The following is a 26250-nucleotide window of genomic DNA, read 5'->3' as shown; positions in this document are numbered from 1 at the left end:
ATGTTCGAACGGGCCGCAAGCCGGAGCCGGTCAGTGGTGCAGGCCGAGCACCTTCGCCGTGCGCTCGAGGGTGGCGTCGGCCAGGGCGGCGTCGTCACCGAGGTCCCGCCCGTAGGTCGGGACCATCTCGTGGACTGCGTCCTGCCAGCCGTCCCACCGGTCGGGGAAGCACTTCCGGAGCAGGCCGAGCATGATCGGCACGGCGGTCGACGCCCCCGGCGAGGCCCCGAGGAGCCCGGCGATCGAACCGTCGGCAGCCGTGATGACCTCGGTGCCGAACTGCAGCACCCCGCCCTTGTCCTTGTCCGGCTTGATGACCTGCACCCGCTGGCCCGCGATGATCTTGTGCCAGTTCTCGGGCTCGGCGCTCGGCATGAAGTCGCGCAGCGCGTCGAACTTCGTTTGCTTCGAGGCGAGCAGCTGGCCGATCAGGTAGCGCACCAGGTCGAAGTTCGAGAACGCGACGCTCAGCATCGGGCGCAGGTTGTGCGGTCGGATCGACTTGAACAGGTCGAGCAGCGACCCCTGCTTCAGGAACTTCGGGCTGAACCCGGCGTACGGCCCGAACATCAACGACGCGCTGCCGTCGACGATGCGGGTGTCCAGGTGCGGCACCGACATCGGCGGCGCCCCCACGCTGGCCTTGCCGTAGACCTTGGCGGCGTGCTTCTGCACGACCTCGGGGTCGTCGGTGCGCAGGAACTCGCCGGAGACCGGGAAGCCGCCGTACCCGCGGATCTCCGGGATGCCGGACTTCTGGAGCAGCTGCAGGGCCCCACCACCGGCACCGACGAAGACGAACTTCGCGGCGATCTTCTGCGTCGACCGACCGACCTCGTTCAGGACGTCGAGCGCCCATCCGTCGAAGTCCTTGCCCCGCGAGATGTTCTTGACCTGGTGGTTCGGTTCGAACTCGAGCCCGTCGAGTTCGAGCTGGTCGAACAGCTGCCGGGTGAGCGACCCGAAGTCGACGTCGGAGCCTGCCGCCGAGTAGGTCGCCGCGATCGGCTGGTCCTTCTTGCGACCGGGGATGAGCGCGGGCGCCCACTTGCGGATCTGGGCGGGGTCGTCGGAGAACTCGATCCCGGCGAACAGCGGGTGCCCCCGCATCGCCTCGTACCGCTTGCGCATGTACTCGACGTTGTCCGCACCCCAGACGAAGGAGATGTGCGGGGTCGGGTTGATGAAGTTGGACGGGTCGGGCAGCGTGCCGATCTCGACCAGGTGCGACCAGAACTGCCGCGAGACCTGGAACTGCTCGTTGACCGTGACGGCCTTCGCGATCTCGACGCGACCGTCAGCGAGCTCCGGCGTGTAGTTCAGCTCGCAGAGCGCGGAGTGCCCGGTGCCGGCGTTGTTCCACGGGTTCGAGGACTCCTGCGCGACGGCGCCGAGACGCTCGTACACGCGGATCTTCCACGAGGGCTCGAGCCGGTGGATGATCGCGCCGAGGGTGGCGCTCATGATGCCTCCCCCGACGAGGACGACATCGATCGGGTCCACCTGCTTCACTGCCACCCGTCGATCCTACCGGCGTCGACCGACAGGCCGGTCAGCCGCGCGCGGTGACCGTGCGGCGCGCGGCCGCGCCGCTGAGCGGCGACTCTGCCGCTCCGCGGCGACGGTGCGGCTACGCGGCGACGGTGCGGCGCGCGACGATCGCCTCGGCGATCTGCACCGCGTTGAGCGCTGCACCCTTCCGCAGGTTGTCGTTGCTGACGAACAGTGCGAGCCCACGCCCCTCGGGCGCGGACTGGTCGGCACGGATGCGCCCGACGAACGCGGGGTCCTGACCGGCGGCCTGCAGCGGCGTCGGAACGTCCGACAGCTCCACGCCCGGTGCGCTCGACAGGATCTCGGTCGCACGCTCGGGCGACAGCGGACGCTCGAACTCGGCGTGCACCGAGATGGAGTGGCCCGTGAAGACCGGCACACGCACGCACGTGCCGGCGACGAGCAGGTCGGGGAGCTCGAGGATCTTGCGGCTCTCGTTGCGGAGCTTCTTCTCTTCGTCGGTCTCCCCCAGGCCGTCCTCGACGATGCTGCCGGCGAGCGGCACGACGTCGAAGGCGATCGGGCGGACGTACTTGACCGGCTCGGGGAACGTCACTGCGGAACCGTCGTGGGTGAGCGCTGCGGTGTCCTGCTCGAGGGCGGCACGCGCCTGGCCGAGGAGTTCCTCGACGCCGGCGAGTCCGGAGCCGGAGACGGCCTGGTAGGTCGTGGCGACCAGACGGCGGAGCCCGGCCTCGGTGTCCAGCACCTTGAGCACCGGCATGATCGCCATGGTGGTGCAGTTGGGGTTCGCGATGATCCCCTTGGGGGCCTGGTCGATCGCGTGCGGGTTGACCTCGCTCACGACGAGCGGGACCTCGGGGTCCATGCGCCAGGCGCTGGAGTTGTCGACGACGAGTGCCCCGGCGGCGGCGAACTTCGGCGCGAGGGCCCGCGAGGCGGTGGCACCGGCCGAGAACAGGGCGATGTCGATGCCCGACGGGTCGGCCAGCTCGGAGTCCTCGACCACGATCTGCTCGCCGCGGAACGGCAGGGTCGTGCCGGCGGACCGGGCGCTCGCGAAGAACCGGACCTGGTCGGCCGGGAACGCGCGCTCTTCGAGCAGACGACGCATCACGGCGCCGACCTGTCCGGTGGCGCCGACGACGGCGACGGTGAGGGTGCTCATGCGGTGCTCCTGGTTCAGCGGGTCAGCGTGGGTCAGCGGCCGGTGCCGGCGTGGACGACGGCTTCGGCCTCGGCGTCGAGGTCGAACGCGTTGTGCACGACCCGCATCGCCTCGTTGAGGGTGTCGGCGCGGGTGACGACCGAGATGCGGATCTCCGAGGTGGAGATCATCTCGATGTTGATCGACGCGTCGTGCAGCGCGCGGAAGAGCTTCGCCGAGACGCCGGCGTTCGTGCGCATACCGGCACCGACCAGGGCGAGCTTGCCGATCTGGTCGTCGTACTGGATGCTCTCGTAGCCGATGTCGGACTTCGCGACCTCGAGCGCCGTGAGCACGGTCTGGCCCTGGTCCTTCGGCAGGGTGAACGAGATGTCCGTCCGCCCGGTCGACGCCGCCGACACGTTCTGGACGATCATGTCGATGTTCGCCCCGGCGCGTGCGACGTTGGTGAAGATCTCGGCGGCCTTGCCCGGCTGGTCCGGGACGCCCACGACGGTGATCTTCCCCTCGGAGAGGTCTCCGGCGATCCCGGTGATGATCGGTTCTTCCACGGTTTCCCCCTCGGCAGGGTTGTAGACGATGGTGCCCTCGGTGTTGTTGAACGAGGACCGGACGTGCAGGGTGACGCCGTGCCGGCGGGCGTACTCGACGGCACGGATGTAGAGGACCTTGGCGCCGGACGCCGCGAGCTCGAGCATCTCCTCGCTCGTGATGCGGTCGACCTTGCGGGCCTTCGGCACGACCCGAGGGTCGGCGGTGAAGATGCCGTCGACGTCGGTGTAGATCTCGCAGACGTCGGCGTCGAGCGCGGCGGCGAGGGCGACGGCCGTCGTGTCCGAGCCGCCACGGCCGAGCGTGGTGATCTCGCCCGTCGTGCGGTTGAACCCCTGGAACCCCGCGACGATCGCGACGTGGCCGGAGTCGAGCGCCTCACGCACGCGCTTCGGGGTGACGTCGACGATGCGCGCCTTGCCGTGCTGCGCGTCGGTGAGCATGCCCGCCTGGCTGCCGGTGTACGACGAGGCTTCGACCCCGAGGCTCTTGATCGCCATCGCGAGCAGCGCCATCGAGATGCGCTCCCCCGCGGTCAGGAGCATGTCGAGTTCACGGCCGGCGGGGATCGGGGTGACCGAGTGCGCCAGGTCGACGAGTTCGTCGGTGGTGTCGCCCATCGCCGACACCGCCACGACGACGTCGTTGCCGGCCTTCTTCGTCTCGACGATCCGCTTCGCCACGCGCTTGATGCTCTCGGCGTCCGCGACGGAGGATCCACCGAACTTCTGCACGATCAAGGCCACTGGCTGGTACTCCCGGAGACGGCGACACCGCGAGGTCACGCGGTCTCACAATGGTAGTAGGTGTTTCGAGGATGTTGCGTGCGAGCCGCCCCACACGCAACGATCCTGCGTGGAGCTCAGCCGCCGACGACGCGACGGCCCTCGAACGCGCGGCCGAGCGTGACCTCGTCGGCGTACTCGAGGTCGCCGCCGACCGGCAGGCCCGAGGCCAGCCGGGTCGTCCGGATGCCCATCGGGACGAGCAGCCGGCTCAGGTAGGTCGCCGTCGCCTCGCCCTCGAGGTTGGGGTCGGTCGCGATGATGACCTCTTCGACCGTGCCGTCGGCCAGGCGCGTCATGAGCTGCTGGATCCGCAGGTCGTCCGGGCCGATGCCGTCGATCGGGCTGATCGCGCCACCGAGCACGTGGTAGAGCCCGCGGAACTCACGGGTGCGCTCGATCGCCGCAACGTCCTTCGCCTCTTCCACCACGCAGATCGTGGCCGGCGACCGGCGCGGGTCGCGGCAGATGCTGCACTGGACGTTCTCGGTGACGTTGCCGCAGATCTCGCAGAAGCGCACGCGCTCCTTGACGTCCGCCAGCAGCTCGGACAGCCGCGACGGGTCGAACGACTCGGTCTGCAGGATGTGGAACGCGATGCGCTGCGCCGACTTCGGGCCGATGCCCGGCAGGCGACCGAACTCGTCGATGAGGTCCTGGACGATCCCGTCGTACATCAGGCACCGTCCTGGTGGAGAGCGGTCTCCTCGATGAACTGGGCATTGAGGATCTCACGCACCACGGCCTCACCGTAGCGACCGGCGACCGGCGCACGACGTGCCGGTGGTGCGGTCCGCGGTGCGGCCGGCGGAGCCGTCTGTGCGCGCGGGGCGGTCGGTGCCTGCGCGGGCGCTGCAGCGGATCGGCCGTGACCGGGGTCCGGGAACGGCGCGCCGTCGTCGTACGGTTCGTCGTCCAGCGGGTAGTCGTCGACGGGCACGCCCGGTACGACGGGTCCTCCGGGAGGCGCGGCGACCGTCGACGACGCCGCCTGCGGTCCGCCGTCGGTCGGCTGCACCCCCTGCGGTGCGGTGGCACCGGCGGGTTGCGCTGGCGCCTCGGACCGGGGCTGCTGCGGGTCGACGGACTCCGCCGGGGCGACGGGCGCGGCGGCCGGAGCGGTGCCGAAGGGTGCCGCCCAGCCGGGTTCGACGGACTCGGGCACGGCGTCGGCGGTGGGGTCGCTCGCGGGGATCGTCGCGACCGCCCAGTCGGTGACGGGTGCGCCGGACGGTGCGGGCGCCTGCGCGGGAGCGGGTGTCTGCGTCGGAGCGGGTGCCGACGCAGCAGCGGGAGCCGGCGCCGACGCCGGAGCGGGTGCCTGCGCCGGACGGGGCTCCGGCTCGGTGGCGGCGGGACCGGACTCCGGCGTGGACGCCGCGGGTTCGGGTGCCGCCGTCGTGTCGGGCGCTGCGGAGGCGGCGGCCTCAGCAGGGGCGGCCGGACCGTCCCCGGTGGCTGCAGCGGCCTCGGAGGCCGGGGCCGGGGCCGACGTCGGAGCGGGCGCGGCGGACTGCGGCGCCGACGACGTCTGCGGCTGCGGCTGCGACTGCGACTGCGGCTGCGCCTGCTCAGCGGGCTGGCTCGCCGGTGCCGAACGGCCGGCCGGCGCGGACGGCTGCTGCGTGGGAGCCGGGGTGCGCTGTTGACCAGGCCCTCCGGGACCGCGGGCGACGAACTTCACGCGGAGCCCGATGACGTCCATGATCGCGGCGCGGAGCAGTTCGCTGACGCTGGCCGAGGGGTCGGACATCTCCTTGAACGAGGCGACGTCCTGCTGGCTCGGGAAGGTCAGGGTCAGCACGTCGTCGCGCAGCGCGGTCACCTGTGCGGTGACGACGACCGACCACGCCGACCGCTTGGCGTGCTGCACGTGCTCGACGATCTGCGGCCAGGCGTCGCGCATCTGCTGGAAGCCCACGGCGCCGACGGTCCGGACCGCCGGCTCGTCACCGATCGTCGTGCCCTGGCCCGTGGACGAAGCACTGACTTGTTCGGTGGTCGGAGCAGCGGGCTCGGGAGCGCTCGGGACGGCTGCAGCCCAGGAGGCTGCGGCGTCACGTGCCGCACTGCCGGCGTCGGACTGCGCCGCCGGAGCCGCGTTCGCCGACGCCGCGGCGGGAGCCTGCTGCGCGGCGGGCTCCTGCTGCGCCGCCGGCGCCTGCTGGACGGCGGGCTCCTGCCGACGCGGTGCCGCAGTCGACGACGGGGCCGGAGCGGGCGCCGTGCTGGTGGCGGCCGGCTGTGCGGACCCCTGCGCTGCGACCGCGCCGGACGGTGCCTGGTGGCCGCCGGCGTCCCCGACGCCGACGCGGCGCTCGAGCCGCTCGACCCGGGCGAGGGCACCGCGCTGGGTGTCGTCGGCCTCGGGCACGAGCATGCGGGCCGTCATGAGCTCGAGGTGCAGCCGGGGCGAGGTCGCTCCGGTCATGTCGGTCAGCGCCTTGTTCGCGATGTCCGCGCCACGGGACAGCCCGGTGGCACCGAAGACACCGGCCTGCCGGGTCATGGTGTCGAGCTCGTCCGGCGAGACACCGCGCAGGACCGCCGCGGCGCTCTCGTTCGTCGCCGCGACGACGATCAGGTCGCGCAGTCGCTCGAGCAGGTCCTCGACGAACCGACGCGGGTCCTGACCGGTCTGCACGACCCGGTCGATCGCAGCGAAGGCGGAGGCCGGGTCGGCCACGGCGAGGGCGTCCACGACGTCGTCGAGCAGCGCGGCATCGGTGTAGCCGAGCAGGGCGACCGCGCGCTCGTAGGCGATCGCGCCGTCTTCGCTGCCGGCGATGAGCTGGTCGAGCAGGGACAGGGTGTCGCGGACGGAACCGCCGCCGGCGCGCACGACCAGGGGCAGGACGCCGGGTGCGACCGTCACGGATTCCTGCGTGCAGAGCTGCTCGATGTACTCGAGCATGACGGCGGGCGGCACGAGCCGGAACGGGTAGTGGTGGGTGCGCGACCGGATGGTGCCGATGACCTTCTCCGGCTCGGTCGTCGCGAAGATGAACTTGACGTGCTCCGGCGGTTCTTCGACCAGCTTGAGCAGCGCGTTGAACCCCTGCGGGGTGACCATGTGCGCTTCGTCGAGGATGAAGATCTTGTAGCGGTCGCGCGCGGGGGCGAACACGGCGCGGTCACGGAGGTCGCGCGCGTCGTCGACACCGTTGTGGCTCGCGGCGTCGATCTCGATGACGTCGAGCGAACCGCTGCCGTCACGGGCGAGTTCGACACAACTCGGGCAGACGCCGCACGGGGTGTCGGTCGGCCCCTCGGCGCAGTTGAGGCACCGCGCCAGGATGCGGGCCGAGGTCGTCTTGCCGCAGCCGCGCGGACCGCTGAACAGGTAGGCGTGGTTGACGCGGTTGGTGCGGAGCGCCGTGCGGAGCGGGTCGGTGACCTGCGACTGCCCGATCAGCTCGGCGAAGTTCTCGGGCCGGTAACGGCGATACAGGGCGGTGACCACGCGACCAGGGTAGCCGGGACGACCGACACCCGCGTGCCCCTCCACAGGTCCACGGGCACTGGACCGGACCGCCTGCCCAGAGTGGGCCGAGCGCACGGACGGCACCGCGCCTCCCGGCCGACTCGGGGTCGGACAGGAGGCGCGGTGCGTGACGCTGCTCGGGCTCAGCCGCGGCTGCGGCGGCGGGCACCCCTGGCGAGGCGGGAGAGCCCCAGCAGCAGGAACCCGAGGACCACGAGTCCGGCTGCCGTCCCGGCGATCGGGGCGACCTCCGCGCCGGTCCAGGCGAGTCCGCCGGGGCCGGTGCCGGACCCGGTGCCGGCACCCGTGCCGTTGCCCGGGTTGCCGGGCGCACCGGGCGTTCCCGGGGTCCCGGGCGTGCCCGGCAGGCCTGGCGTCCCCGGGGTTCCCGGCGTTCCCGGCGTTCCCGGCGTACCGGGGTTCCCCGGGGTGCCGGGCGTCCCGGGGTCACCCGGGGTCCCGGGCTCACCCGGCGTCACCGTGGCGGCGTCCACCACCACGCTGATCGTCTGGACGGCCGAGGTCGCACCCGCCACCGTCTGGGTGATCCGGAGGGTGTGCGGACCGACCGCGAGCCGCACCGTCACCGACCAGGCGCCGGTCTCGTCCGCCGTCGTGGTGACCGGTGTCCCGTCGTCGGCGACGACCGTGACGGTCGCTCCCGGCTCGGCGGTGCCGGTGACCAGCCAGTCGACGTACCCGGCGGCCGAGGCCGTCTGGTGCGCACCCGGCGTGGGCGACGTGACCGCGAGCGGGTCCACGGCGTCGACGACGATCGGCACCTCGGGTGCGGCGGTCGTCGTGCCGTTCACGGACTGGGTCGCACGGATCGTCCACTCGCCCTCGGGCACGCGGTCGAACGTGACGCTCCAGTCACCGTCCGCGTCGGCGGTCGTGGTGCGCACCTGGCCGTTCGACAGGGTGACCGTCACCGCCGCCCCCGGGGTCGCGTGCCCGGTCACCGTGAAGGAACCGGTGTCGCCGGGACCGTTCGCGGGGATGAGCTGACCCGGGGTCGGGCTGGTGATCGTGATGTCGGTCGCCTGGGCGACCACGACGGTGACGGCGCTGGTCACCGGGTCGGAGGTCCGACCGCCGACCGTCTGCGTCACCGACACCGTGTGCTCCCCTGCCGGCACGCCAGCGACCGTGACCGTCCACGACCCGTCGTCGCCGGCGGTCGTCGTCGCGGTCCGTCCGTCGACGTCGACTGTGATCGTCGCCCCGGGCTCGGCCGTGCCGCTCACCGGGATCGACGCGGTCGTGCCGGTCGTCGGGACCACCTGTCCGTCGGTCGGGCTCGTCACGGTGACCGGGGTCACTGCGGTCACCCGGAAGCCGACCTCCGGTGCGTCCGTCGTGGCGCCGTCGACCGTCTGGCTGGCGGCGATCGTGTGCGGACCGGTGCCGACGCCCGGGACGGTGACCGCCCAGTCGCCGTCGTCGTCCGCGGTCGTCGTGACCGCGGTGCCGCCGTCGATGCGTACCGAGACCGCGGCGTTCGGCGCCGAGGTGCCGACCACGCGGACGTCCGTCCGTCCGCCGAGCACGCGGTACGCGGTGCCGTCGGCCGGAGCCGTGACGACGATCGCGTCCGCCTCGGCGACCACGACGGTGACGTCGCGCTCGACCGGGGACGACGTGGTCCCGTTCACGACCTGGGTGACCGACACGGTGTGGTCACCGGCCGGCACGCCGGTCAGGCTCGTCGACCAGCGGCCGTCGGACCCGACCCGCACCATCACCGGGTCGTCGTCGTCCAGAACGATCCGGACGTCGGCGCCGGGCTGGCCCTGGCCGCTGACCGGGACGGTCGCGGTCGGGTCGGAGTCCGGCACGGTGAAGGTCGCGTCGTCGGCCGGGGCGGTCACCGTCAGGGCGGCACCGGGAGCCACCGTGAAGGTGCTCCGGACCTGCTCGGACGTGGAGCCGTCGACCGTCTGGGTCACGCGGATCGTGTGCTCCCCGACGTCCAGGCCGGGCAGCGCGAGGGTCCAGGTGCCCGCGTCGGTCGCGGTCACGGTCGTGGGGTCGCCCCCGTCGATCGTGACGCGGACCCGTGCACCGGGCTCGGCCGCGCCGCCTGCGGTGAGGGTGACGACCGAGTCCCGCTGGGCGACCCGCACCGTCGAACCGTCCGCCGGTGTGGCGATCGTGATCGGGGCGGCGACGAGGACGCGGATGCGGACCGTCACCGGAGCCGACTCCGTGTCGCCCACGCGCTGGGTGACGCTCACGGTCCGGTTGCCGGCCGGCACCCCGGGGACGGTGACACTCCAGGCGCCGTCGTCGTCCGCGGTGGTCGACTCGCTGCGGCCGCTGCCGAGGTCCACCACGACGGTCGCTCCGGGTTGCGCGGTGCCGCTGACGTCGACCGCGGTGGTCGCGTCCTCACCGGCGACCGTGTACTCCTGGCCGACGGTCGGTTCGTCGATCACGACGGGGGCCGCCGGCACGATCTCGAAGGTGGTCGAGGCCGGTGTGGTCGAGGTGGAGCCGTCGACGGTCTGGGTCACCTCGACGGTGTGCTCGCCGACTCCGAGGTCGGGGACGTCGACCGTCCACGAGCCGTCGTCGCCCGCGGTGACCTCGACGGGGTCGCGGTCGTCGACCGTGACCGTCACGGTGGAGCCCGGCTCGGCGTCGCCGGCGACCGTCACGGTCGTCGTGGCGTCGTCGTCGGCGACCGTGATCGGGTCGTCGCCCGGCTGCCGGATCGTGAGCGCGGCGGCGGCCACGACCGACACCGGTCGTTCGACCGCGGCGCTCGTGGTGCCGTTGACCGACTGCGTGACCGAGGCCGTGAACGACCCGGTCGGCACGTCGTCGACCGTGGTCGACCACCGTCCCTGCTGGTCGACCCGTGCCGTCGCGCTGCCGCCGTCGCCCAGGTCGACCGTGACGGTCGCGCCGGGCTGGCCGGTGCCGGCGAAGTCGACGTCGGTGGTGGCGTCGCCGTCGGCGACCGTGACGGCGGTGGCACCGGCGGGCGTCGAGACGACGAGCGGGGAACCGGCACGGACCGACACCGCCGCCGTGACCGGCGACGACGTCTGGCCGCCGACGACCTGGGTCGCGGTGACGCGGTGGTCGCCCACGGGCACGTCCGCGAACGTCGCCTGCCAGGCGCCGTCGTCGTCGGCCCTGACCGTCTGGGTCTCGCCTGTGGAGAGCCGCACCGTGACCTCGGCGTCGGCCTGCGCGAGGCCGCTCGCCGCGACGTCGGCGGTGCCCGCCGCGTCCGCGACCGTCAGGACGTCGCCGTCCTCGGGGGTCGCGATGGTCAGGGCCGTCCCCGCCCGCACCGTGACGGTCTGGGTCGGACTGGAGGCAGTGGTCCCGCCCACGGTCTGGGTCGCGGTGAGCGTCGGGGTACCGACACCGACCCCGCCGAACGTGACCGTCCAGTCGCCGTCGCCGTTCGCGGTGGTGGTCAGCGTGCTGCCGCCGAGCCGCACCGTGACCGGCGCGTCCGGCTCCGCCGTCCCCGAGACGACGACGTCACGCGTCGCGTCCGCGTCCGGCACGAGCAGGACGTCGTCGGCGTCGGGCGACGTGACCGACACCGCGTCGGCGGCCTCGATCGTGATCGTGCGCTGGGCTGGTGCCGAGGTGCGCGGGTCGGACACGGTGCCCGGGAGCGTCTGCGTCACCGACACGGGGTGCGGTCCGACGCCGAGGTCCGGGAACGTCACCGACCAGGTCCCGTCGGCCGCGATCGTGTCCAGCTGGTCGTCCGCGCCGGCGGTCGACGCGGTGACCCGGGCACCGGGCTGACCGGTGCCGGAGACGGTGACGTCGCGCTCGACGTCCGGACCGGCCACGGTGATCGGGTCGGTGCTCGGAGCCGTGATGGTCAGTGCGTTCGCCGTGACGACCTGGAAGGTCGTCGGGATGGCGCTCGTGACGACGTCCTCGATCTCCTGGCTCGCCGTCACCGTGTACACGCCCGTGGGGGCGAGGCCGGTGGCGTCGACGGCCCACGCGCCGTCGGCGTCCGCGGTCGTGGTGAACTGTGTGCCCGGTCCGACCGAGACGGAGACGGCGGCCAGCGGTTCGGCCGAGCCCGTGATCCGGACCGTCGCGGTGGCGTCGTCGTCGACCACGACGAAGCGGGTGCCGCTCGCCGGGGTGTCGATCACGATCGCATTGCCCGGCACGACGGTGAAGTCCCGCGTGACGACGGGACCGTCGGTGCCGTTCACGGTCTGGACCGCGGTGACGGTGTGGTCGCCGATGCCGAGCTGGGTGCTCGGGACCGCCCAGTTGCCGGCCGTGTCCGCGACCACCTCGACGGCGTCCGCGTCGTCGATCGTCACGGCGACGGTCGCACCCGGCTCGGCGGTCCCCCGGAGGACGACGTTCGCCTGTCCGCCGGTGCCCGCCGGGATCTCCTGTGCGTCGCCCGGTGCCTCGATGACCAGGGCGTCGCCGGCCTCGACCGTGAAGTCGCGGTCGATCGGCGCCGAGGTCGCTCCGCCGACGGTCTGCGTGACCGAGGCGGTGTGGTCGCCCGTGCCGACGTCCGACAGGGTCACCGACCAGGCGCCCTGCGCGTTCGCGGTCGTGGCGACCGCGTCGCCGCCGTCCAGGACGACCTCGATGTCGGCGTTCGCCTGCGCGGTCCCCCGCACCGTGACGTCCACCACCGAGTCGTCGGTCGCGACCGTGACGGTCGCGTCCTGCACCGGGGCGGTCACGGCGAGCGGAGCGCCCGCCTGCACGGTGACGACCTGACGGACGGCGGGCGAGGTCGTGCCGTTCACCGTCTGCGTCGCCGCGATCGTGTACCGACCGACCGGGACGTCCTGGACGGTGACGGTCCACGAGCCGTCGTCCTCGGCCGTGGTCGTCGCGGTGCGCCCGGAACCGAGCGAGACCTGGACCTCGGCTCCGCCCTCGGCCGTGCCGGTCAGCTCGAGGTCGGCCGTGGTGTCCGCGTCGAGGACCGTGACCACGTCACCGTCGTCGGGCGAGGTGATTGCGATGGGGTCACCGGCCGCGACGGTGAAGGTCGAGGTCACCGCTGCCGAGGTCGTGCCGTCGACGGTCTGCCGGGCCGTGACCGTGCGGTCGCCGGTCGGGACGCCCACGAAGGTCGCCGTCCAGTCGCCGTCGTCGTCCGCGTCCACCGTGGTGGTGAACGAGCCGCCGATGCCGACCGCGACCCGAGCGTTCGGGGCGGCGGAGCCGGAGACCGTGACCGGGGTCGTCGACGTGGCGTCCGCGACGGTGATCGTGCTGCCGTCGGCCGGTTCGTCGATGGTCAGCCCCGGAGCCGCCGTCACCGTGAAGTCGCGCTCGACCGGGCTGCTCGTGGTGCCACCGACCGTCTGGGTCACCTGCGCCGTGCGGTCACCCGCGGGGACACCGGTGACGCTCGTCGACCACGTGCCACCGGCGTTCGCCGTGGTGGTCGCGGTCAGGCCGTCGCCGAGGTCCACGTCCACGCGGGCCCCTGGCTGCGCGCTTCCCGAGAACGGGATGGACCGGGTGTCGCCCGCGAGCGGGAAGTCCTGGTCCGCCGTCGGGGTGTCGATCGTCAGGCCCGCGGCGGCCACGACGCGGAACGCCCGGGTGACGGGGTTCGAGGTCGTGTCGCCGACCGTCTGGGTCACGCTCGCGGTCTGGTCGCCCACGGGGACGCCGGGCACGGTGACGCTCCACGCGCCGCTGCCGTTGGCCGTGGTGGTCGCCGTCCGGCCGCCGCCGAGGTCGACGTCGATCCGCGCGTTGGCGGTCGCCGTGCCCGTCAGGGCGACCGGCGTGGTCGTCCCGGTGGTTGTGAAGGTCTGACCGGCCGTCGGGGTCGTGATGGTCAGTGCCTGCTGTGCGACGACCGAGAAGGTCTGGGTCGCGGAGCCCGCCGCCGTCCCGTTGACCGTCTGGTTCGCCGTGGCCGTGTGGTCGCCGACCGGGACGTTCGGGATCGAGGTCGTCCACGTGCCGTTCGCCGCCACGGTTGCCGTGCCGGTGCGTCCGCCGCCGAGGCTCACGGCGATGGTCGCGCCCGGCTCACCGGCACCGCTGACGGTGATGCTCCGGGTGGACGAGGCCGAGGGGACGCTGAACTGCTGGTTCGCCGTCGGGGCCGTGATGGTCGGCGGAGCGATGGCCGTCGCGCGGACGGTCGAGGTGGCGAGGTCGACGGTGGCGACGTTCGCGCCGGGCAGCACCGAGAGCCGGAGGGCGTGCACGCTGCGCGACCCCGGGTCGTACCCGCGCTGGTCGCGGAAGCCGGTGGTGGTGTCCTGTGCGTTCACGGTCAGGTCGACCACCTGGCGGAGCAGCAGCACGACGGGGCGCAGCAGCGTGGACACCGCGGTGGTCGTCGCGGTGAGCGTGGTGCCGAGGGTCGTCAGGGCCGTGCCGGTGACGAGCGGCCGCACGATGGTCTGCAGTGCCGGGACCACGATGGAGTTCACAGCGGGGGCGAGCAGGTTCCCGAGGACGGTCAGCCCGAGCGGGCCGCCGGTCGCGGTGACGGTGGCGTTCGCCGGGGCGGTGCCGGCCAGGGCGCCGAGCGTGGTGTCTGCCCGGAGCGCCAGGGCGGTGAGCGGGACGCCGGCCAGGTTCACGTTGGCGGTGACGTTGACGGCCACCGCGGTCGAGTTGATCGTGTTCACGACGGCGGTCTGCAGCGCGGTCGGCAGCTGGGTGCCGAGGATCGTCGTGATGCTCTGGTTGATCGAGCTGACGGCCGCTTCGGTCAGCACCGGGGTGTTCGCCGGCTGGTTGTTCAGTGTCGTCAGCTTGTCGAGGTCGACGGTGATCGCGCCGGTCGCCGGCGTGATCGTCACCGCGCCGTCCGTCAGCGGCTGTGCGAGCACCTGCTCGAGCGTGCCGTCGAGGTTGAGGTTCACCGAGGCGGTCACGTTCGTGCCGTTGAGGTTGACGAGTCCGAGGGCCGTGGACCGGAGCAGCCGCTGGAGCTCGGCGGTCAGCGCCGTCGTCGTGCCGGACAGGGCGCCGTTCGCCCCGACCGTGGTGTTCACGGAGTTCGAGAGCGTGCGCAGGTCGGTCCGCAGCGACGTCGTCAGGCCCGCGACCGCAGGGCTGGTGAGGTTCAGGTTCGCGCCGGCGATGCGGTAGTCGGTCGTGGTGCCGACCGTGGCGCCGCGTGTGGCTTGGATGCGGGACGCCAGGGCACCGATCTGCAGCTGCGCGTTCGACAGCACCGTGGTGTCCGCGCCCACCCGCGAGAACAGCGGGTTGAGGTTCAGGGTGCTGGCTCCGGTGCCGAGTCCCGTGCCGACCCCGATGCCGCCGTCGTTGGTCAGCAGGCCGGACGACGCCGTGGCCCCCGATGCCGAGGTGGTGGCGTACTGCCCGTTGACCCCGAGCGTGAGGATGCCGTTGGTGCCGAGCAGGTCGATGTCGTTGCCCAGGTCCACGCCCACCGCGTTCAGGGCGGTGAGGTTCAGCGGCTGGTTCGTCGTGCCGCCGCCCGTGGTCACCCCGCGTGCGGAGTACGCACCACCGAGCTGGGCGATGTCGTCGACGTTGACGATCCCGGAGCCGCTGAGCAGGACGCCCTCGCCCTCGGCGACGTCGGTCTGTGCCGCCGCCGCCGGTTGGATCGCCACGGTGGCGGCGACGAGCGCCGTCACCGTGGCGATGACACTGCCGCGCAGGAGGAGACGCCGATCGTCCGATGCTCGTCGTCGAGCTCGGTCGCCAGCATCGATGATCCGTCGTGTCCAGTTGTTCGCTGCGGTCGGTACCCGGGTACCGCGCTGCGACGCGTGCCTGCGCATGCGTGTCTCTCATCCTGGCGGGCGCACCCGCCACCTGATCCTCGGATCTCCCCCGCTGGTGAGGCGGTGGAGTCAGGAACCCTGGTTGGGAGTTCCTGAGGCAGATCTTTACACACGATCAGGTTGCTGTCCGCAACCCGTTACGAAACAGACATGCGGAAGCGGTGCGGAGACGCGCGGAGACGGCGCGGAGACGGCGCGGAGACAGAAAAGACTCCTCACGCACCCGCCAGAGCCCGGCTACCCTTGCTGCGTTTCCGCCCTGGGGGAGTTCACCTGGATGGCGTCACGTGAGGAGCCGCCGACAACTCTACCGGATGCGACCGGGCAGGATTGACACATGAAGATCGCCATCGCCGGAGGACACGGCCAGATCGCACTGCTCCTCGCCCGCCAGATCACCGACGCCGGACACGACGCCGTCGCGATCGTCCGCAACCCTGCACACGTCGCCGACGTGGAGCAGCAGGGTGCCACGGCGATCGTCGCGGACCTCGAACAGCTCGGCGACGACGACCTGGCACTGCGCCTCCGCGGGGTCGACGCTGTGGTGTTCGCCGCCGGCGCCGGGCCGAACAGCGGTGCGGAGCGCAAGCTCACCGTCGACCGGGACGGCGCGATCCTGCTCGCGGACGCCGCGGAGCGCGCGGGCATCGACCGCTACGTGATGGTGTCGGCGATGGCGGCGGACACCTACGACGCCGAGGCCGCGGTGGTCCCCGCGAAGGACGACGCCGCCGTGTTCCAGGTCTACCTCCGGGCGAAGGCCGAGGCCGACGCGAACCTGCGCGCCCGACGGCTGCGGTGGACGATCGTGCGTCCGGGAGGCCTGCTCGACACGCCGCCGCAAGGAACGGTCGACGTCGGGCGCACCGTCCCACGCGGCTCGATCCCCCGTGCCGACGTCGCCACGGTCGTGCTGCACGCGCTGCTCGACGACTCGGCCGTCGGGGTCCAGTTCGAGGTCACGAGCGGGAACACGCCGATCCCGGCGGCCCTCGACGCCCTGTCCTGAGGCGCGCGCGCCGTCCGCACCGTGCGCACCTCGTCACTCCGTGCGAGCTTGCACGCCCGGTGCCGCGCTGCAAGCGCGCACCCAGCGACCAACCCCGCACCAGCCCACGCAGGCCGCACCGTGCGGTGAACGCGACCGAGCGCCGGACGGGAGGCACGGCGCCAGCCCGCCCCGCGCCTCCCGTCCGCACCGTGCGCACCTCGTCACCCCGTGCGAGCTTGCACGCCCGGTGCCGCGCTACAAGCGCGCACCCAGCGACCAACCCCGCGCCAGCCCACGCAGGCCGCACCGTGCGGTGACCGCGACCCAGCGTCGGACGGGAGGCACGGCGCCAGCCCGCCCCGCGCCTCCCGTCCGCACCGTGCGCACCTCGTCACCCCGTGCGAGCTTGCACGCTCCGTGCCGCGCCACAAGCGCGCACCCAGCGACCAACCCCGCACCAGCCCACCCAGGCCGCACCGTGCTGACACCAGGCCGCGCAGCGCACCGCGCGGCGCCCCGCGCAGCGCGCAGCGCGCCCCGCGTCAGAGCGCGACCGCAGCCGACTGTCGGGCGATCTCCAGTTCCTCGTTCGTCGGGATCACGAGCACCGCGACGCGTGACGTGTCCGTGGAGATGACCCGGGCCTCCCGGGATCCCAGCTCGTTGCGGTCCGCGTCGATCTCGATGCCCAGGTGCTCGAGCCCGGCGAGCACGCGCCGGCGCAGCAGCGCGTTGTTCTCGCCGACGCCGGCGGTGAAGACCACCGCGTCGAGCCCGCCGAGCTGTGCCGTGTAGGCGCCGACGTAGCGACGGATGCGGTGGCGGTACACGGCGAGCGCCGCTTCGGCGACCTCGTCACCGTTCAAGGCGGCGTCCTGGACGTCGCGCATGTCGCCGTTGCCGGTCAGGCCGAGCAGCCCGGACTGCTTGTTGAGCATGGTGTCGAGCTCGTCGAAGGACAGCCCGGCCTCGCGGTGCAGGTGCAGCAGGACGGCGGGGTCGAGGTCGCCGGAGCGGGTGCCCATGACGAGGCCCTCGAGTGGCGTGAGGCCCATCGACGTCTCGATCGACTTCCCGCCGTCGATCGCTGCGGCCGAGGCTCCGTTGCCCAGGTGCAGCACGATGGTCTTCAGCTCGGACAGCGGGCGGTCGAGGAAGACCGCGGCCTGCTCGGAGACGTACTTGTGGCTCGTGCCGTGCATGCCGTAGCGGCGGATGGAGTACTTCGCCGCCAGGTCGGCCGGGATCGCGTAGGTGTAGGCGTGCGGCGGCATGGTCTGGTGGAACGCGGTGTCGAACACGGCGACGTGCGGCACGTCGGAGAACACCTGCTTCGCGGCCCGGATCCCCTCGAGGTTCGCCGGGTTGTGCAGCGGCGCGAGGCTGTTGAGCGCCTCGATCTGTCGTTCGACGTCGTCCGTCACCACCGTCGCGCGGTCGAAGGTGGTGCCGCCGTGCACGACGCGGTGGCCGACGACGGCCGGCGGGTGCTCGTCGAACGACGGGCCGACCTTGGCGAACGCGTCGATCATCGCCTGGAACCCGGCGGCGTGGTCCGGCACGGACGCTGCGTCGTTCGACGACGACTCCCCCGTCAGCGCGTTGGTGTGCTTCCACGCGCCGGCCGACTCGCCGATGCGCTCCACGAGCCCGGAGGCGAGCGTGCGCTCCCCCTCGAGTTCGATGAGCTGGTACTTGAACGAACTCGATCCGGAGTTCACGACGAGGGCTGCGGTCACGGGTGGTGTCGCTTTCTGCTCATGGCCTGGTCGGCCGGACGGGAGGCGCGGTGTGCGTCGCGCAGGTCAGGCCGCGTCGGACGCGGTGCCGGCCTGGATCGCGGTGATCGCGACGGTGTTCACGATGTCGCTGACGAGGGCGCCGCGGGAGAGGTCGTTGATCGGCTTGCGCAGTCCCTGCAGGACGGGCCCGATGGCGACCGCGCCGGCGGAGCGCTGCACGGCCTTGTAGGTGTTGTTGCCCGTGTTGAGGTCCGGGAAGATGAAGACGGTCGCCTTGCCGGCCACCGGGGAGTCCGGCATCTTCGTGCTCGCGACCGTCGGGTCGGCAGCGGCGTCGTACTGGATCGGGCCCTCGACGAGCAGATCTGGGCGACGCTCGCGGACGAAGGCGGTACCCGCGCGGACCTTGTCGACGTCGGCGCCGGTGCCGCTGTCGCCGGTCGAGTAACTGAGCATCGCGACGCGGGGGTCGATGCCGAACTGGGTCGCCGTCTCGGCCGACGAGATCGCGATGTCGGCGAGTTGCTCGCTCGTCGGGTCCGGGATCACCGCGCAGTCGCCGTAGACCAGGACCCGGTCGGCGAGCGCCATCAGGAACACGCTCGACACGATCGAGGTGTCCGGACGGGTCTTGATGATCTCGAAGGACGGCCGGATGGTGTGCGCGGTGGTGTGCTTCGCACCGGAGACCATGCCGTCGGCGAGTCCGAGCTGCACCATCATCGTGCCGAAGTACGAGACGTCGGTGACGGTGTCGCGCGCGAGCTCGATCGACATGCCCTTGTGCGCCCGGAGGCGGGTGTACTCCTCGGCGAAGCGTTCGCGGAGCTCGGGGTCGAACGGCGACACGAGCTGGGCGGCGTCGAGGTCGAGTCCGAGCTCGGTCGCGCGGGTGCGGATCGCGGCGGGGTCGCCGAGGATCGTCAGCTCGCAGACCTGGCGGGCGAGCAGCGTCGACGCCGCGCGGAGGATGCGGTCGTCCTCGCCCTCGGGGAGCACGATGTGCTTGCCGTAGCCCCGTGCCCGGTCGAGCAGGCCGTGCTCGAACATGAGCGGCGTGACGACGCCGGACGGCGTGAGCTGCAGGCGGTCGCGCAGGGACTCGGCGTCGACGTGCTGCTCGAACAGGGCGAGCGCGAGGTCGGCCTTGCGGGGCGAGTCCGCCGCCAGGCGCCCGCGGGTCTGCGTGATGCGGAGGGCGGTGTCGTACGTGCCCAGGTCGTTCTGCGCGATCGGCAGCGAGCTCGACAGGCCCTCGAGCAGCCGGGAGATCTGCGGTGCGGTCTCGAACCCGCCGTTCAGGATCACGCCGGCCAGGCTCGGGAACGTGTCCGACTGGTTCGCCAGCAGGGTCGCGATGAGGACGTCGCTGCGGTCGCCCGGGACCACGACGATGCCGCCCTCGATCAGGCGGGGCAGGACGTTCTCCATGCTCATGCCGGCGACGACGGTGCCGAGTGCCTCGCGGTCGAGCAGGGCGTCGTCCCCGCGCACCAGGGTCGCGTCGGTCGCCTGCAGCAGCGCGCGGACGGTCGGGGCGACGAGGACGCGGTCCTCCGGGATCGCCCACACGGGCACGTCCGGGTGGTCGTCGTGCACGGCCCGCTCGACACTCGCCACGATCGCGGCGAGGGCCTCTGGGTCGGCGCGGTTCACGACGACGCCGAACAGCTGCGCGTGTGCCGCTCGCAGCTCGCTCGTCGTGACGTCCGCGACCTGCGCCATCCCCTCGGGCGTGCGGGCACCGCGCTCGGCTGCGTCACGACCACCGAGGACGAGGAGTACCGGGGCACCGAGGTTCGCGGCGACCTTCGCGTTGAACGACAGCTCGGTGGGGCTGCCGACGTCGGTGTAGTCGGACCCGAGCACGACCACCGCGTCGCACTGCCGCTCCACCTGGGCGAAGCGGTTCACGATGGTGCCGAGCGCTGCGTCCGGATCCGCGTGGACGTCGTCGTAGGTGACCCCCACGGCGTCGTCGTACGAAATCCCGACCGCGGTGTGCTGCAGCAGCAGTTCGAGCACGTAGTCGGGTTCGGCGACCGAGCGGGCGACGGGGCGGAACACGCCGACGCGGCCGACGGAGCGCGCGAGGGTCTCGAGGACACCGAGGGCGACGGTGCTCTTGCCCGTGTGCCCTTCTGCTGACGTGATGTAGATGCGGGTCGACACGCGCCCCAGGGTAGTCGCCGGACATGTCACGACAACTGGGAGCACACGCCTCGACGACACACGGTCGTGAGCACCCCTGGGAACCTGTACCATTGGGTGTCGCCGTCGCGAGACGGCACAAGGAGAATTCGCCTAGTGGCCTATGGCGCACGCTTGGAAAGCGTGTTGGGTGCAAGCCCTCGGGGGTTCGAATCCCCCATTCTCCGCCAGCAGCAGTTGGGTGCGCGCACAGCACCCAACTGCGGGGTTCGAATCCCCCATTCTCCGCCAGCAAGGCCCCGCACCGAGTGCGGGGCCTTCGTCGTTCCGGGCGGCGCGCGTCGTGATCGCGCCGGCTGGTCCCCCACGCTGCGGACCCGTCTGTCCCCTGTTCGCCAAGGACTGGCCGTCAAACGCCGATCCGGGGTGGAACGGGCTGTCCTCGGTCCCCGTCGTGCGCCTATGCTTGCCGGAGCGGACGACTCCGGGACGAGTCGACCGCGGTGCATCGAGCGGCAGGGGCGTCGCTCGCAGGGCGGCCGATTCGGCGAGCCCGGGAGACCCGAGGGTTCAGGAGACGCGCATGGGGGACATGACGGTGCCAGCGACGCCGCACCTGCGTGCCACCGTGTACGACGTCGTCCTCCGCCCCCGCCGGTCCCTGGTCCGTTCGACGGCGCTGAGCATCGTGTTCTCGGCCGTGCCGCTCGCAGTCGCCCTGGTCTGGGTGTCGTTCCCGTTCCGGACGTGGGCGATGGTCGCGACCGTGGTCGTCGCGCTGGCGGTCCTCGTGGGCGTCGTCTTCGTCCGACTCAGCACGGCGTACATCGGCATCGACCCTGACGGCCTGACGATCCGGGGCGTGGTCACCGCGCACCGTCGGATCCCCCGCGACCGCGTGCACAGTCTGGTGCTCGCCACCACCTACGGCAGCTCGGTCGACCGCACCATGCGCGAACTCGTGGCGTTCGACGCGACGGGTGCGCACCTGTTCCGCATCCGTGCCGACGTGTGGGGCGACGACGGACTCGCCCAGGTCGTCGACGCCCTGGGCGTCCAGGTGACGGAAGAGGCACGTCCGGTCTCGGCCCGGGTCTTCGCGAAGCGCTACCCGTCGAGCCGCGCCTGGTACGAACAGCGGCCGGCCTACCTGCTCGTCGGCGGCGTGGCAGCACTCGTCGTCCTGGGTCTGCTCGTCGTCGAGTTCACCGGCCTGCTCGGTCGCTGACGCTCGGAGCTGCTGGACGTCACCGACGTCGGCGCAGCGTCGAGAAGATCCCCTGCACGACCTCCTTCGCGATCGTGCCGCCGAGCCGTGACCCGAGCAGTTCCGACAGCGGGTCGTCCGCCTTCCGTGAGGTCGTCGTCCGCGTGCTCCGCCCCGACCGGCCCGAACGCCGCGACGCCGCAGCCCGCTCGGCCTTCTCGAACTCGCGCTGCGTCCGCTCGTACTCCTTCTGCGCAGCAGCCCGCTCGCGTTCCTCCTGCTTGGCCTGCGCCGCGGCTTCCTTGGCCGCGGTCGCCGCCGCCCGCGCGGCTTCCTTCTCGGCCTCGGCCGCCGCGAGGGCTGCGTCCTTCTGCGCGTCCGCCGCCGCGGCCTCGGCAGCAGCTGCCTCCATCCGACGCGCGAGCATCTCGTGCGCCGAGTCCGGGTCCACCCGGGTGCCGTACGTCGCGAGCAACGGCGATGCCTGCACCCGCGACTGCATCTCGGCGGCGGGCATCGGGTCCATCGACCCCTGCGGCGCGCGCAACCGGGTCCACGCGACCGGCGTCGGCGCACCCTTCTCGTTCATGACGGTGACGATCGCCTCGCCGGTCGCCAGCGAGGTCAGCACCTCGCCCAGGTCGTAGTCGCTCGACGGGTAGGTCGACACCGTCGCCCGGAGCGCCTTCGCGTCGTCGGGGGTGTGCGCCCGCAGCTGGTGCTGGATGCGCGACCCGAGCTGCGCCAGGACGTCGTTCGGCACGTCCTTCGGGGTCTGGGTCACGAAGAAGATCCCGACGCCCTTCGACCGGATCAACCGCACGGTCCGCACGATCTGGTCCGTGAAGTCCTTCGACGCCCCGCTGAACAGCAGGTGCGCCTCGTCGAAGAAGAACACCAGCTTCGGCTTGTCCTGGTCGCCGACCTCTGGCAGTTCGTTGAACAGGTCGGCCAAGAGCCACATCAGGAACGTCGAGAAGACCTCGGGCTGGTCCTGCACGCCCGGGACCTCGAGCAGGCTCACGATGCCCCGGCCGTCCGCCGCCGTGCGCAGGAACACCTGCGTGTCGATCTCGGGCTCGCCGAAGAACTGGTCGGCACCCTTGTCGGCGAACGTGATGAGCTCGCGCAGGATCACCCCGGCGGTCTGCTTCGACAGACCACCGAGCTCGGCGAGCTCGCCCTTGCCCTGGTCGCCCACCAGGAACGTCAGCACGCTCCGCAGGTCGGCCAGGTCGACGAGCGGCAACCCGGCCTGCTCCGCGTAGTGGAACACCAGTCCGAGCGAGGACTCCTGGGTGTCGTTCAGGCCGAGCACCTTCGACAGCAGCAACGGCCCGAACCCGGACACCGTCGCGCGGATCGGCACGCCCGTGCCCTGACCACCGAGCGAGAAGAGCTCCGCCTGGCTCGCGACGCCCTGCCACTGCTGGCCGATGCCCGCGGTGCGCGCGAGCAGCTTCTCGTTCCCCTGCCCGACCACCGCGAGCCCGGACAGGTCGCCCTTGATGTCGGCCGCGAAGACCGGCACGCCGTTCGCCGCGATCTGTTCGGCGAGGACCTGCAGCGTGCGGGTCTTGCCGGTGCCGGTCGCACCGGCGACCAGCCCGTGCCGGTTCAGCATGCCGAGCGGGATGCGGACCTGGACGTCGGGCTGCGCCTCGCCGTTCACCAGGGCACCGAGTTCGAGCGCCTGCCCCTCGACGGTGTAGCCGGTGCGGATCGCGGCGACGGCGTCCGGCCCGAGCGGGGCTGCGCCACTGCCGGGAGGCGCGGTGCCGGCCGCCGGGGCGTCCGCCGGTGCCGCGACGGCCGCGTCGGGAGCCGCCGTCGCGTCGTCCGGGACGGCTGCGGTGGGTCCTGCGGTGGTGGGCTCTGGACCGGGTGGGGTGGCGGAGGCGGGCTCCGCGTCGGGGGCGAGCCGGGCCTCCTGTCCGGCGAGTGCGGCGGCGAGCTCCTCGGCCCGCTGCACGGCTTCGTCGGCCAGCCGGCGTGCCTCGTCCGCTGCCTGCCTGGCGGCCTCGGCCGCTGCCCGTGCCTGCTCCACCGCGTCGCTCATGGGCACAGCCTATGGACGCGCGGGGGCCGCTGTCCGGCTGATCCGGGCAGCTGTGGAGAACCCGTCAGTGCGTGAGCTCGGGGACCATCCGGGGCCGCACCACGAACCACAGGATCAGGATGGCCATCACCGAGGTCGAGGCCATCACGATCGCCATCGGGGTCGCGGCGGTGATGCCGAGCCAACCGACGATCGGCGAGATCAGGCCGGCGACGCCGAAGTTCAGGGCGCCGAGCAGCGACGCCGCCGTACCGGCCTCCTTGCCGTGCGCGGCCAGGCCGATGACCTGGACGAGGGGGAACGAGAACCCACACGCCGCGATGAAGAACCACAGGGGCACGAGCACGCCCACGAGCCCCGCACCGAGCTGGTCGAGCACGATGATCGCGATCGACGCCAGGAACAGGGTCGCCGTCGAGCACGCCAGGATCCACTGCGGCCCGACGCGCTGCGCCAACCGCGCGGAGATCTGCACACCGAGGACGACGCCCACCGAGTTCACCGCGAAGAGCAGCCCGTACTGCTGAGCGTCGAGTCCGTAGACGCCCTGGAACAGGAACGGCGACGAGCTGAGGTACGAGAACAACCCGCTGAACACCATCGCCCCGATGAGCGCGACCCCCACGAAGATCCGGTCGGAGAACAGCGCCTTGTACCGCTGACCGATCGTGGAGTGGCCGGCCTCGCGGCGACGGGCCGGGGGCAGGGTCTCGACGATGAGCAGGATCGACGCGATCACCACGGCCAGGCCGTAGCAGGCGAGGAACACGAAGATGCCGCGCCAGCTGGTGAACTGGAGCATCTGCGAGCCGATGAGCGGCGCGAGGATCGGCGCCAGCCCGTTCACCATCGCCAGGCGGGACAGCATCCGGACGAGCGGCTTGCCGCCGAACAGGTCGCGGACGGTGGCCATCGCGACGACACCGCCGGCGGCCGCGCCCATGCCCTGGAGCACGCGGAACACCGCGAGGAGCTCGATGTCGGGAGCGGTCGCCGCGCCGATCGACGCGGCGATGTGCACCGTCGTCGCGATGATGAGCGGCAGCCGGCGGCCGACCTTGTCGCTCCACGGACCGACGAGCAGCTGCCCGAACGCGAACCCGAGCGTCGTCGCCGTGAGCGTCAGCTGCACGGCGCCGTCGGTGACGCCGAACTGCTCCTTGATCGCCGGGAACGCCGGCAGGTACAGGTCGATCGTGAACGGCCCGAGCGCCGTCAGGGCGCCCAGGACGAAGACGTAGACGAGTCGCTGCCCACGGGAGAGTGAGTCTCCGGGGTGCAGGACGACCCGGAGCGAACCGGTGGTGGCGGGCGCGGTCACGAGCAGGAGTCCTTCGGCGGTGAGGGGCGGGGAGGTGATCGCGGCGTCGATCGAATCGATTCGTCCGCGGAACCATCCTACGGGCCGCGGGAGCGCTCCCGATGCCGTCGGCTCGGATTGCCCGCGTGTTGCCACCCGCCGTCAGCGTGCCGATCCCGTGCCATGCGGTACCGTCGGACTGCTCGGGGGCCTCCGGGTGAACCGGATCAGAAGGGGGTGGGCGTCATGGTGGATGCCCGGATCCTGCACACGACCGCCGCCCTGCGCGAAGCGATCCTGCGACTGGCGGCCGACCGCCCCGTCTCCGAGATCACCGTCGCGGACGTCACCCGTGCCGCCGGCATCAACCGCGCGACGTTCTACTCGCACGCGGTCTCCCCCGGATCGCTGCTCGCCGACGTGCTGACGCCGGAGCTCGACCGCATCCGGCAGGACGACGCCGACGACCGACGGGCCGCAGCCGCCCGCGGGGCCGACGCGGCCGAGCTCGCGACCATCACACGGCGGGGCATCAACGCGGTCGTCGAGCACGTGACCACCCACCGCGACATCTACGCCAAGGCACTGCCGGACCCGAACGACGCGTCACTGCACCGGCTGCTCGTGGGCCACTTCACCGAGTCGAGTGCCCTGCACATCCGCGAACTCGACACCGACCGCCGCCCGGAGCTCCTCGACGACGTGGCCGCCGGCTACGTCGCGCAGGGCTTCGTCGGGGCGATCGAAGCGTGGCTCGCCGGGCCCCGACGGTCGCGGAAGGCGCTGGTCGAGACGATCACGCTGTCGTTCCCGGCCTGGTGGAGCTGAGCTGAGCCGCCTGGTGGCACGGCACTGACCGGCCTGGTGGCACGGCGTTGACCGGCCTGGTGGCGCTGCGCTGACCGGCCTGGTGGCACGGCTCGCCTCGGCTCACTCGGCGTCGGTCGAGTCGCCGTCGCTCGGTTCGGTCTCCGGCTTCTCGCCGCGCTGCAACGACTGCACGACCTCGACCGCGGTGGCCGCCAGGTCTGCGTCGTCCGCCGCTGCGGGCACCCGGTAGTCGGCCGACACACCGTCGCCGCCGGTACCGCTCGCCGGCAGCGGATCGCCCAGGGACACCACCACGACACCGGCGTCGTGCGCGGTCTGGATCACCCCGGTGAGCGCGGACGGCCGAGCCGCGTGCACGAGCAGGGCCTTGGCGCCCTTGCGGACGAGCTGGGCGACCGCGGTCCGCTGGGACGCCGCCGCGCCGGACGCGGGTGCGACCCGGACGTCGGGACGGAACCCGGCATCGGACAGGCCGGTCCGCAGGTCCTCGCCCAGGCCCGCGTCGTCGTCGACCAGCACGACGCCGATGACGGCCTGCTTGTCGAAGCCGCCGTCGGAGCTGGTCAGGTCCGTGCTCTGCACCGGCGTGGGCGCAGCGGAGGTCGTGCCCTGGCAGCCGGCCAACGCGAGGGCGGCCGTCAGGACGACGGCTGCAGCGACGATGCGCACCACGGGTGTCTCCTCTTCGGTCCGGTCTTCCAC

At 72.3% G+C, this 26250-nt stretch carries 14 protein-coding genes, 1 tRNA gene and 1 other RNA gene; 4 read left to right on the top strand and 12 right to left on the bottom strand.

Annotated features, from left to right (window positions below; translation table 11 throughout):
* Positions 1-30 precede the first annotated feature (30 nt).
* From EDF53_RS02975 to ffs, 7 genes are all read right to left on the bottom strand, one after another.
* Positions 31-1518, bottom strand: coding sequence for a malate:quinone oxidoreductase (locus EDF53_RS02975; protein WP_123292141.1), 1488 nt, complete (start codon positions 1516-1518; stop codon positions 31-33).
* A gap of 112 nt (positions 1519-1630) precedes the next feature.
* Positions 1631-2683, bottom strand: coding sequence for an aspartate-semialdehyde dehydrogenase (locus tag EDF53_RS02970; protein ID WP_123292140.1), 1053 nt, complete (start codon positions 2681-2683; stop codon positions 1631-1633).
* A 32-nt stretch (positions 2684-2715) separates the two neighbouring features.
* Positions 2716-3981, bottom strand: coding sequence for an aspartate kinase (locus tag EDF53_RS02965; protein ID WP_123292139.1), 1266 nt, complete (start codon positions 3979-3981; stop codon positions 2716-2718).
* A 116-nt stretch (positions 3982-4097) separates the two neighbouring features.
* Positions 4098-4697 (bottom strand): recombination mediator RecR, encoded by a 600-nt coding sequence (gene recR / locus EDF53_RS02960; RefSeq protein WP_111084231.1) that lies wholly within the window; start codon positions 4695-4697, stop codon positions 4098-4100.
* Entirely contained in the window at positions 4697-7483 is a 2787-nt protein-coding gene (locus tag EDF53_RS02955; RefSeq protein WP_123292138.1) for a DNA polymerase III subunit gamma and tau, read from the bottom strand. The genes recR and EDF53_RS02955 overlap by 1 nt, the downstream gene beginning before the upstream one ends.
* Positions 7484-7647: 164 nt before the next feature.
* A complete protein-coding gene (locus tag EDF53_RS19520) occupies positions 7648-15261 on the bottom strand; it encodes a choice-of-anchor G family protein (RefSeq protein WP_123292137.1) in 7614 nt (2537 codons plus the stop codon).
* Positions 15262-15467: 206 nt separating this feature from the next.
* Positions 15468-15564, bottom strand: an RNA gene (gene ffs, locus EDF53_RS02945) — signal recognition particle sRNA small type.
* A 37-nt stretch (positions 15565-15601) separates the two neighbouring features.
* Between ffs and EDF53_RS02940 the strand changes: the two genes are divergently transcribed.
* Complete coding sequence (locus tag EDF53_RS02940) at positions 15602-16276, top strand: SDR family oxidoreductase (protein WP_123292136.1); 675 nt, start codon at positions 15602-15604, stop codon at positions 16274-16276.
* Positions 16277-16800: 524 nt separating this feature from the next.
* Here the strand turns inward: EDF53_RS02940 and EDF53_RS02935 are convergent.
* Positions 16801-17997 carry an acetate/propionate family kinase gene (locus EDF53_RS02935; protein WP_123292135.1) on the bottom strand — a complete coding sequence of 399 codons (1197 nt, stop codon included), beginning with the start codon at positions 17995-17997 and terminating at the stop codon, positions 16801-16803.
* Between the two features lie 66 nt (positions 17998-18063).
* Positions 18064-20172 (bottom strand): phosphate acetyltransferase, encoded by a 2109-nt coding sequence (gene pta / locus EDF53_RS02930; protein ID WP_123292134.1) that lies wholly within the window; start codon positions 20170-20172, stop codon positions 18064-18066.
* A 121-nt stretch (positions 20173-20293) separates the two neighbouring features.
* On the opposite strand from pta, the gene EDF53_RS02925 reads away from it, so the two are divergent.
* Positions 20294-20381: transfer RNA gene (locus tag EDF53_RS02925), tRNA-Ser, on the top strand.
* Between the two features lie 353 nt (positions 20382-20734).
* Positions 20735-21379 (top strand): hypothetical protein, encoded by a 645-nt coding sequence (locus EDF53_RS02920; protein WP_123292133.1) that lies wholly within the window; start codon positions 20735-20737, stop codon positions 21377-21379.
* Between the two features lie 19 nt (positions 21380-21398).
* On the opposite strand, the gene EDF53_RS02915 is transcribed toward EDF53_RS02920, so the two are convergent.
* Together EDF53_RS02915 and EDF53_RS02910 are read right to left on the bottom strand one after the other, a co-directional pair.
* Complete coding sequence (locus tag EDF53_RS02915; RefSeq protein WP_123292132.1) at positions 21399-23417, bottom strand: helicase HerA-like domain-containing protein; 2019 nt, start codon at positions 23415-23417, stop codon at positions 21399-21401.
* Between the two features lie 64 nt (positions 23418-23481).
* Positions 23482-24738, bottom strand: coding sequence for a multidrug effflux MFS transporter (locus tag EDF53_RS02910; protein ID WP_123292131.1), 1257 nt, complete (start codon positions 24736-24738; stop codon positions 23482-23484).
* Between the two features lie 225 nt (positions 24739-24963).
* Between EDF53_RS02910 and EDF53_RS02905 the strand changes: the two genes are divergently transcribed.
* Positions 24964-25545, top strand: coding sequence for a TetR/AcrR family transcriptional regulator (locus EDF53_RS02905; RefSeq protein WP_165901107.1), 582 nt, complete (start codon positions 24964-24966; stop codon positions 25543-25545).
* 102 nt (positions 25546-25647) lie between these two features.
* On the opposite strand, the gene EDF53_RS02900 is transcribed toward EDF53_RS02905, so the two are convergent.
* The gene (locus EDF53_RS02900) at positions 25648-26220 is read right to left on the bottom strand and encodes a substrate-binding domain-containing protein (protein ID WP_185020916.1); all 573 of its coding nucleotides are present in this window, start codon (positions 26218-26220) and stop codon (positions 25648-25650) included.
* Between the last annotated feature and the right edge of the window lie 30 nt (positions 26221-26250).

The sequence above is a fragment of the Curtobacterium sp. PhB78 genome (assembly GCF_003751685.1).
Taxonomy (GTDB): Bacteria; Actinomycetota; Actinomycetes; order Actinomycetales; family Microbacteriaceae; genus Curtobacterium.
Note: the sequence above shows the minus strand (reverse complement) of the source record. Positions and strands in the feature narration are given on the sequence as shown.

Excerpts from the sequence above, each read along its gene's own strand:
- EDF53_RS02970 (WP_123292140.1), bottom strand. The coding sequence starts at position 2,683 with ATGAGCACCCTCACCGTCGCCGTCGTCGGCGCCACCGGACAGGTCGGC.
- recR (WP_111084231.1), bottom strand. The coding sequence starts at position 4,697 with ATGTACGACGGGATCGTCCAGGACCTCATCGACGAGTTCGGTCGCCTG.
- EDF53_RS19520 (WP_123292137.1), bottom strand. The coding sequence starts at position 15,261 with ATGCGCAGGCACGCGTCGCAGCGCGGTACCCGGGTACCGACCGCAGCG.
- EDF53_RS02940 (WP_123292136.1), top strand. The coding sequence starts at position 15,602 with ATGAAGATCGCCATCGCCGGAGGACACGGCCAGATCGCACTGCTCCTC.
- EDF53_RS02920 (WP_123292133.1), top strand. The coding sequence starts at position 20,735 with ATGGGGGACATGACGGTGCCAGCGACGCCGCACCTGCGTGCCACCGTG.
- EDF53_RS02915 (WP_123292132.1), bottom strand. The coding sequence starts at position 23,417 with ATGAGCGACGCGGTGGAGCAGGCACGGGCAGCGGCCGAGGCCGCCAGG.
- EDF53_RS02905 (WP_165901107.1), top strand. The coding sequence starts at position 24,964 with ATGGTGGATGCCCGGATCCTGCACACGACCGCCGCCCTGCGCGAAGCG.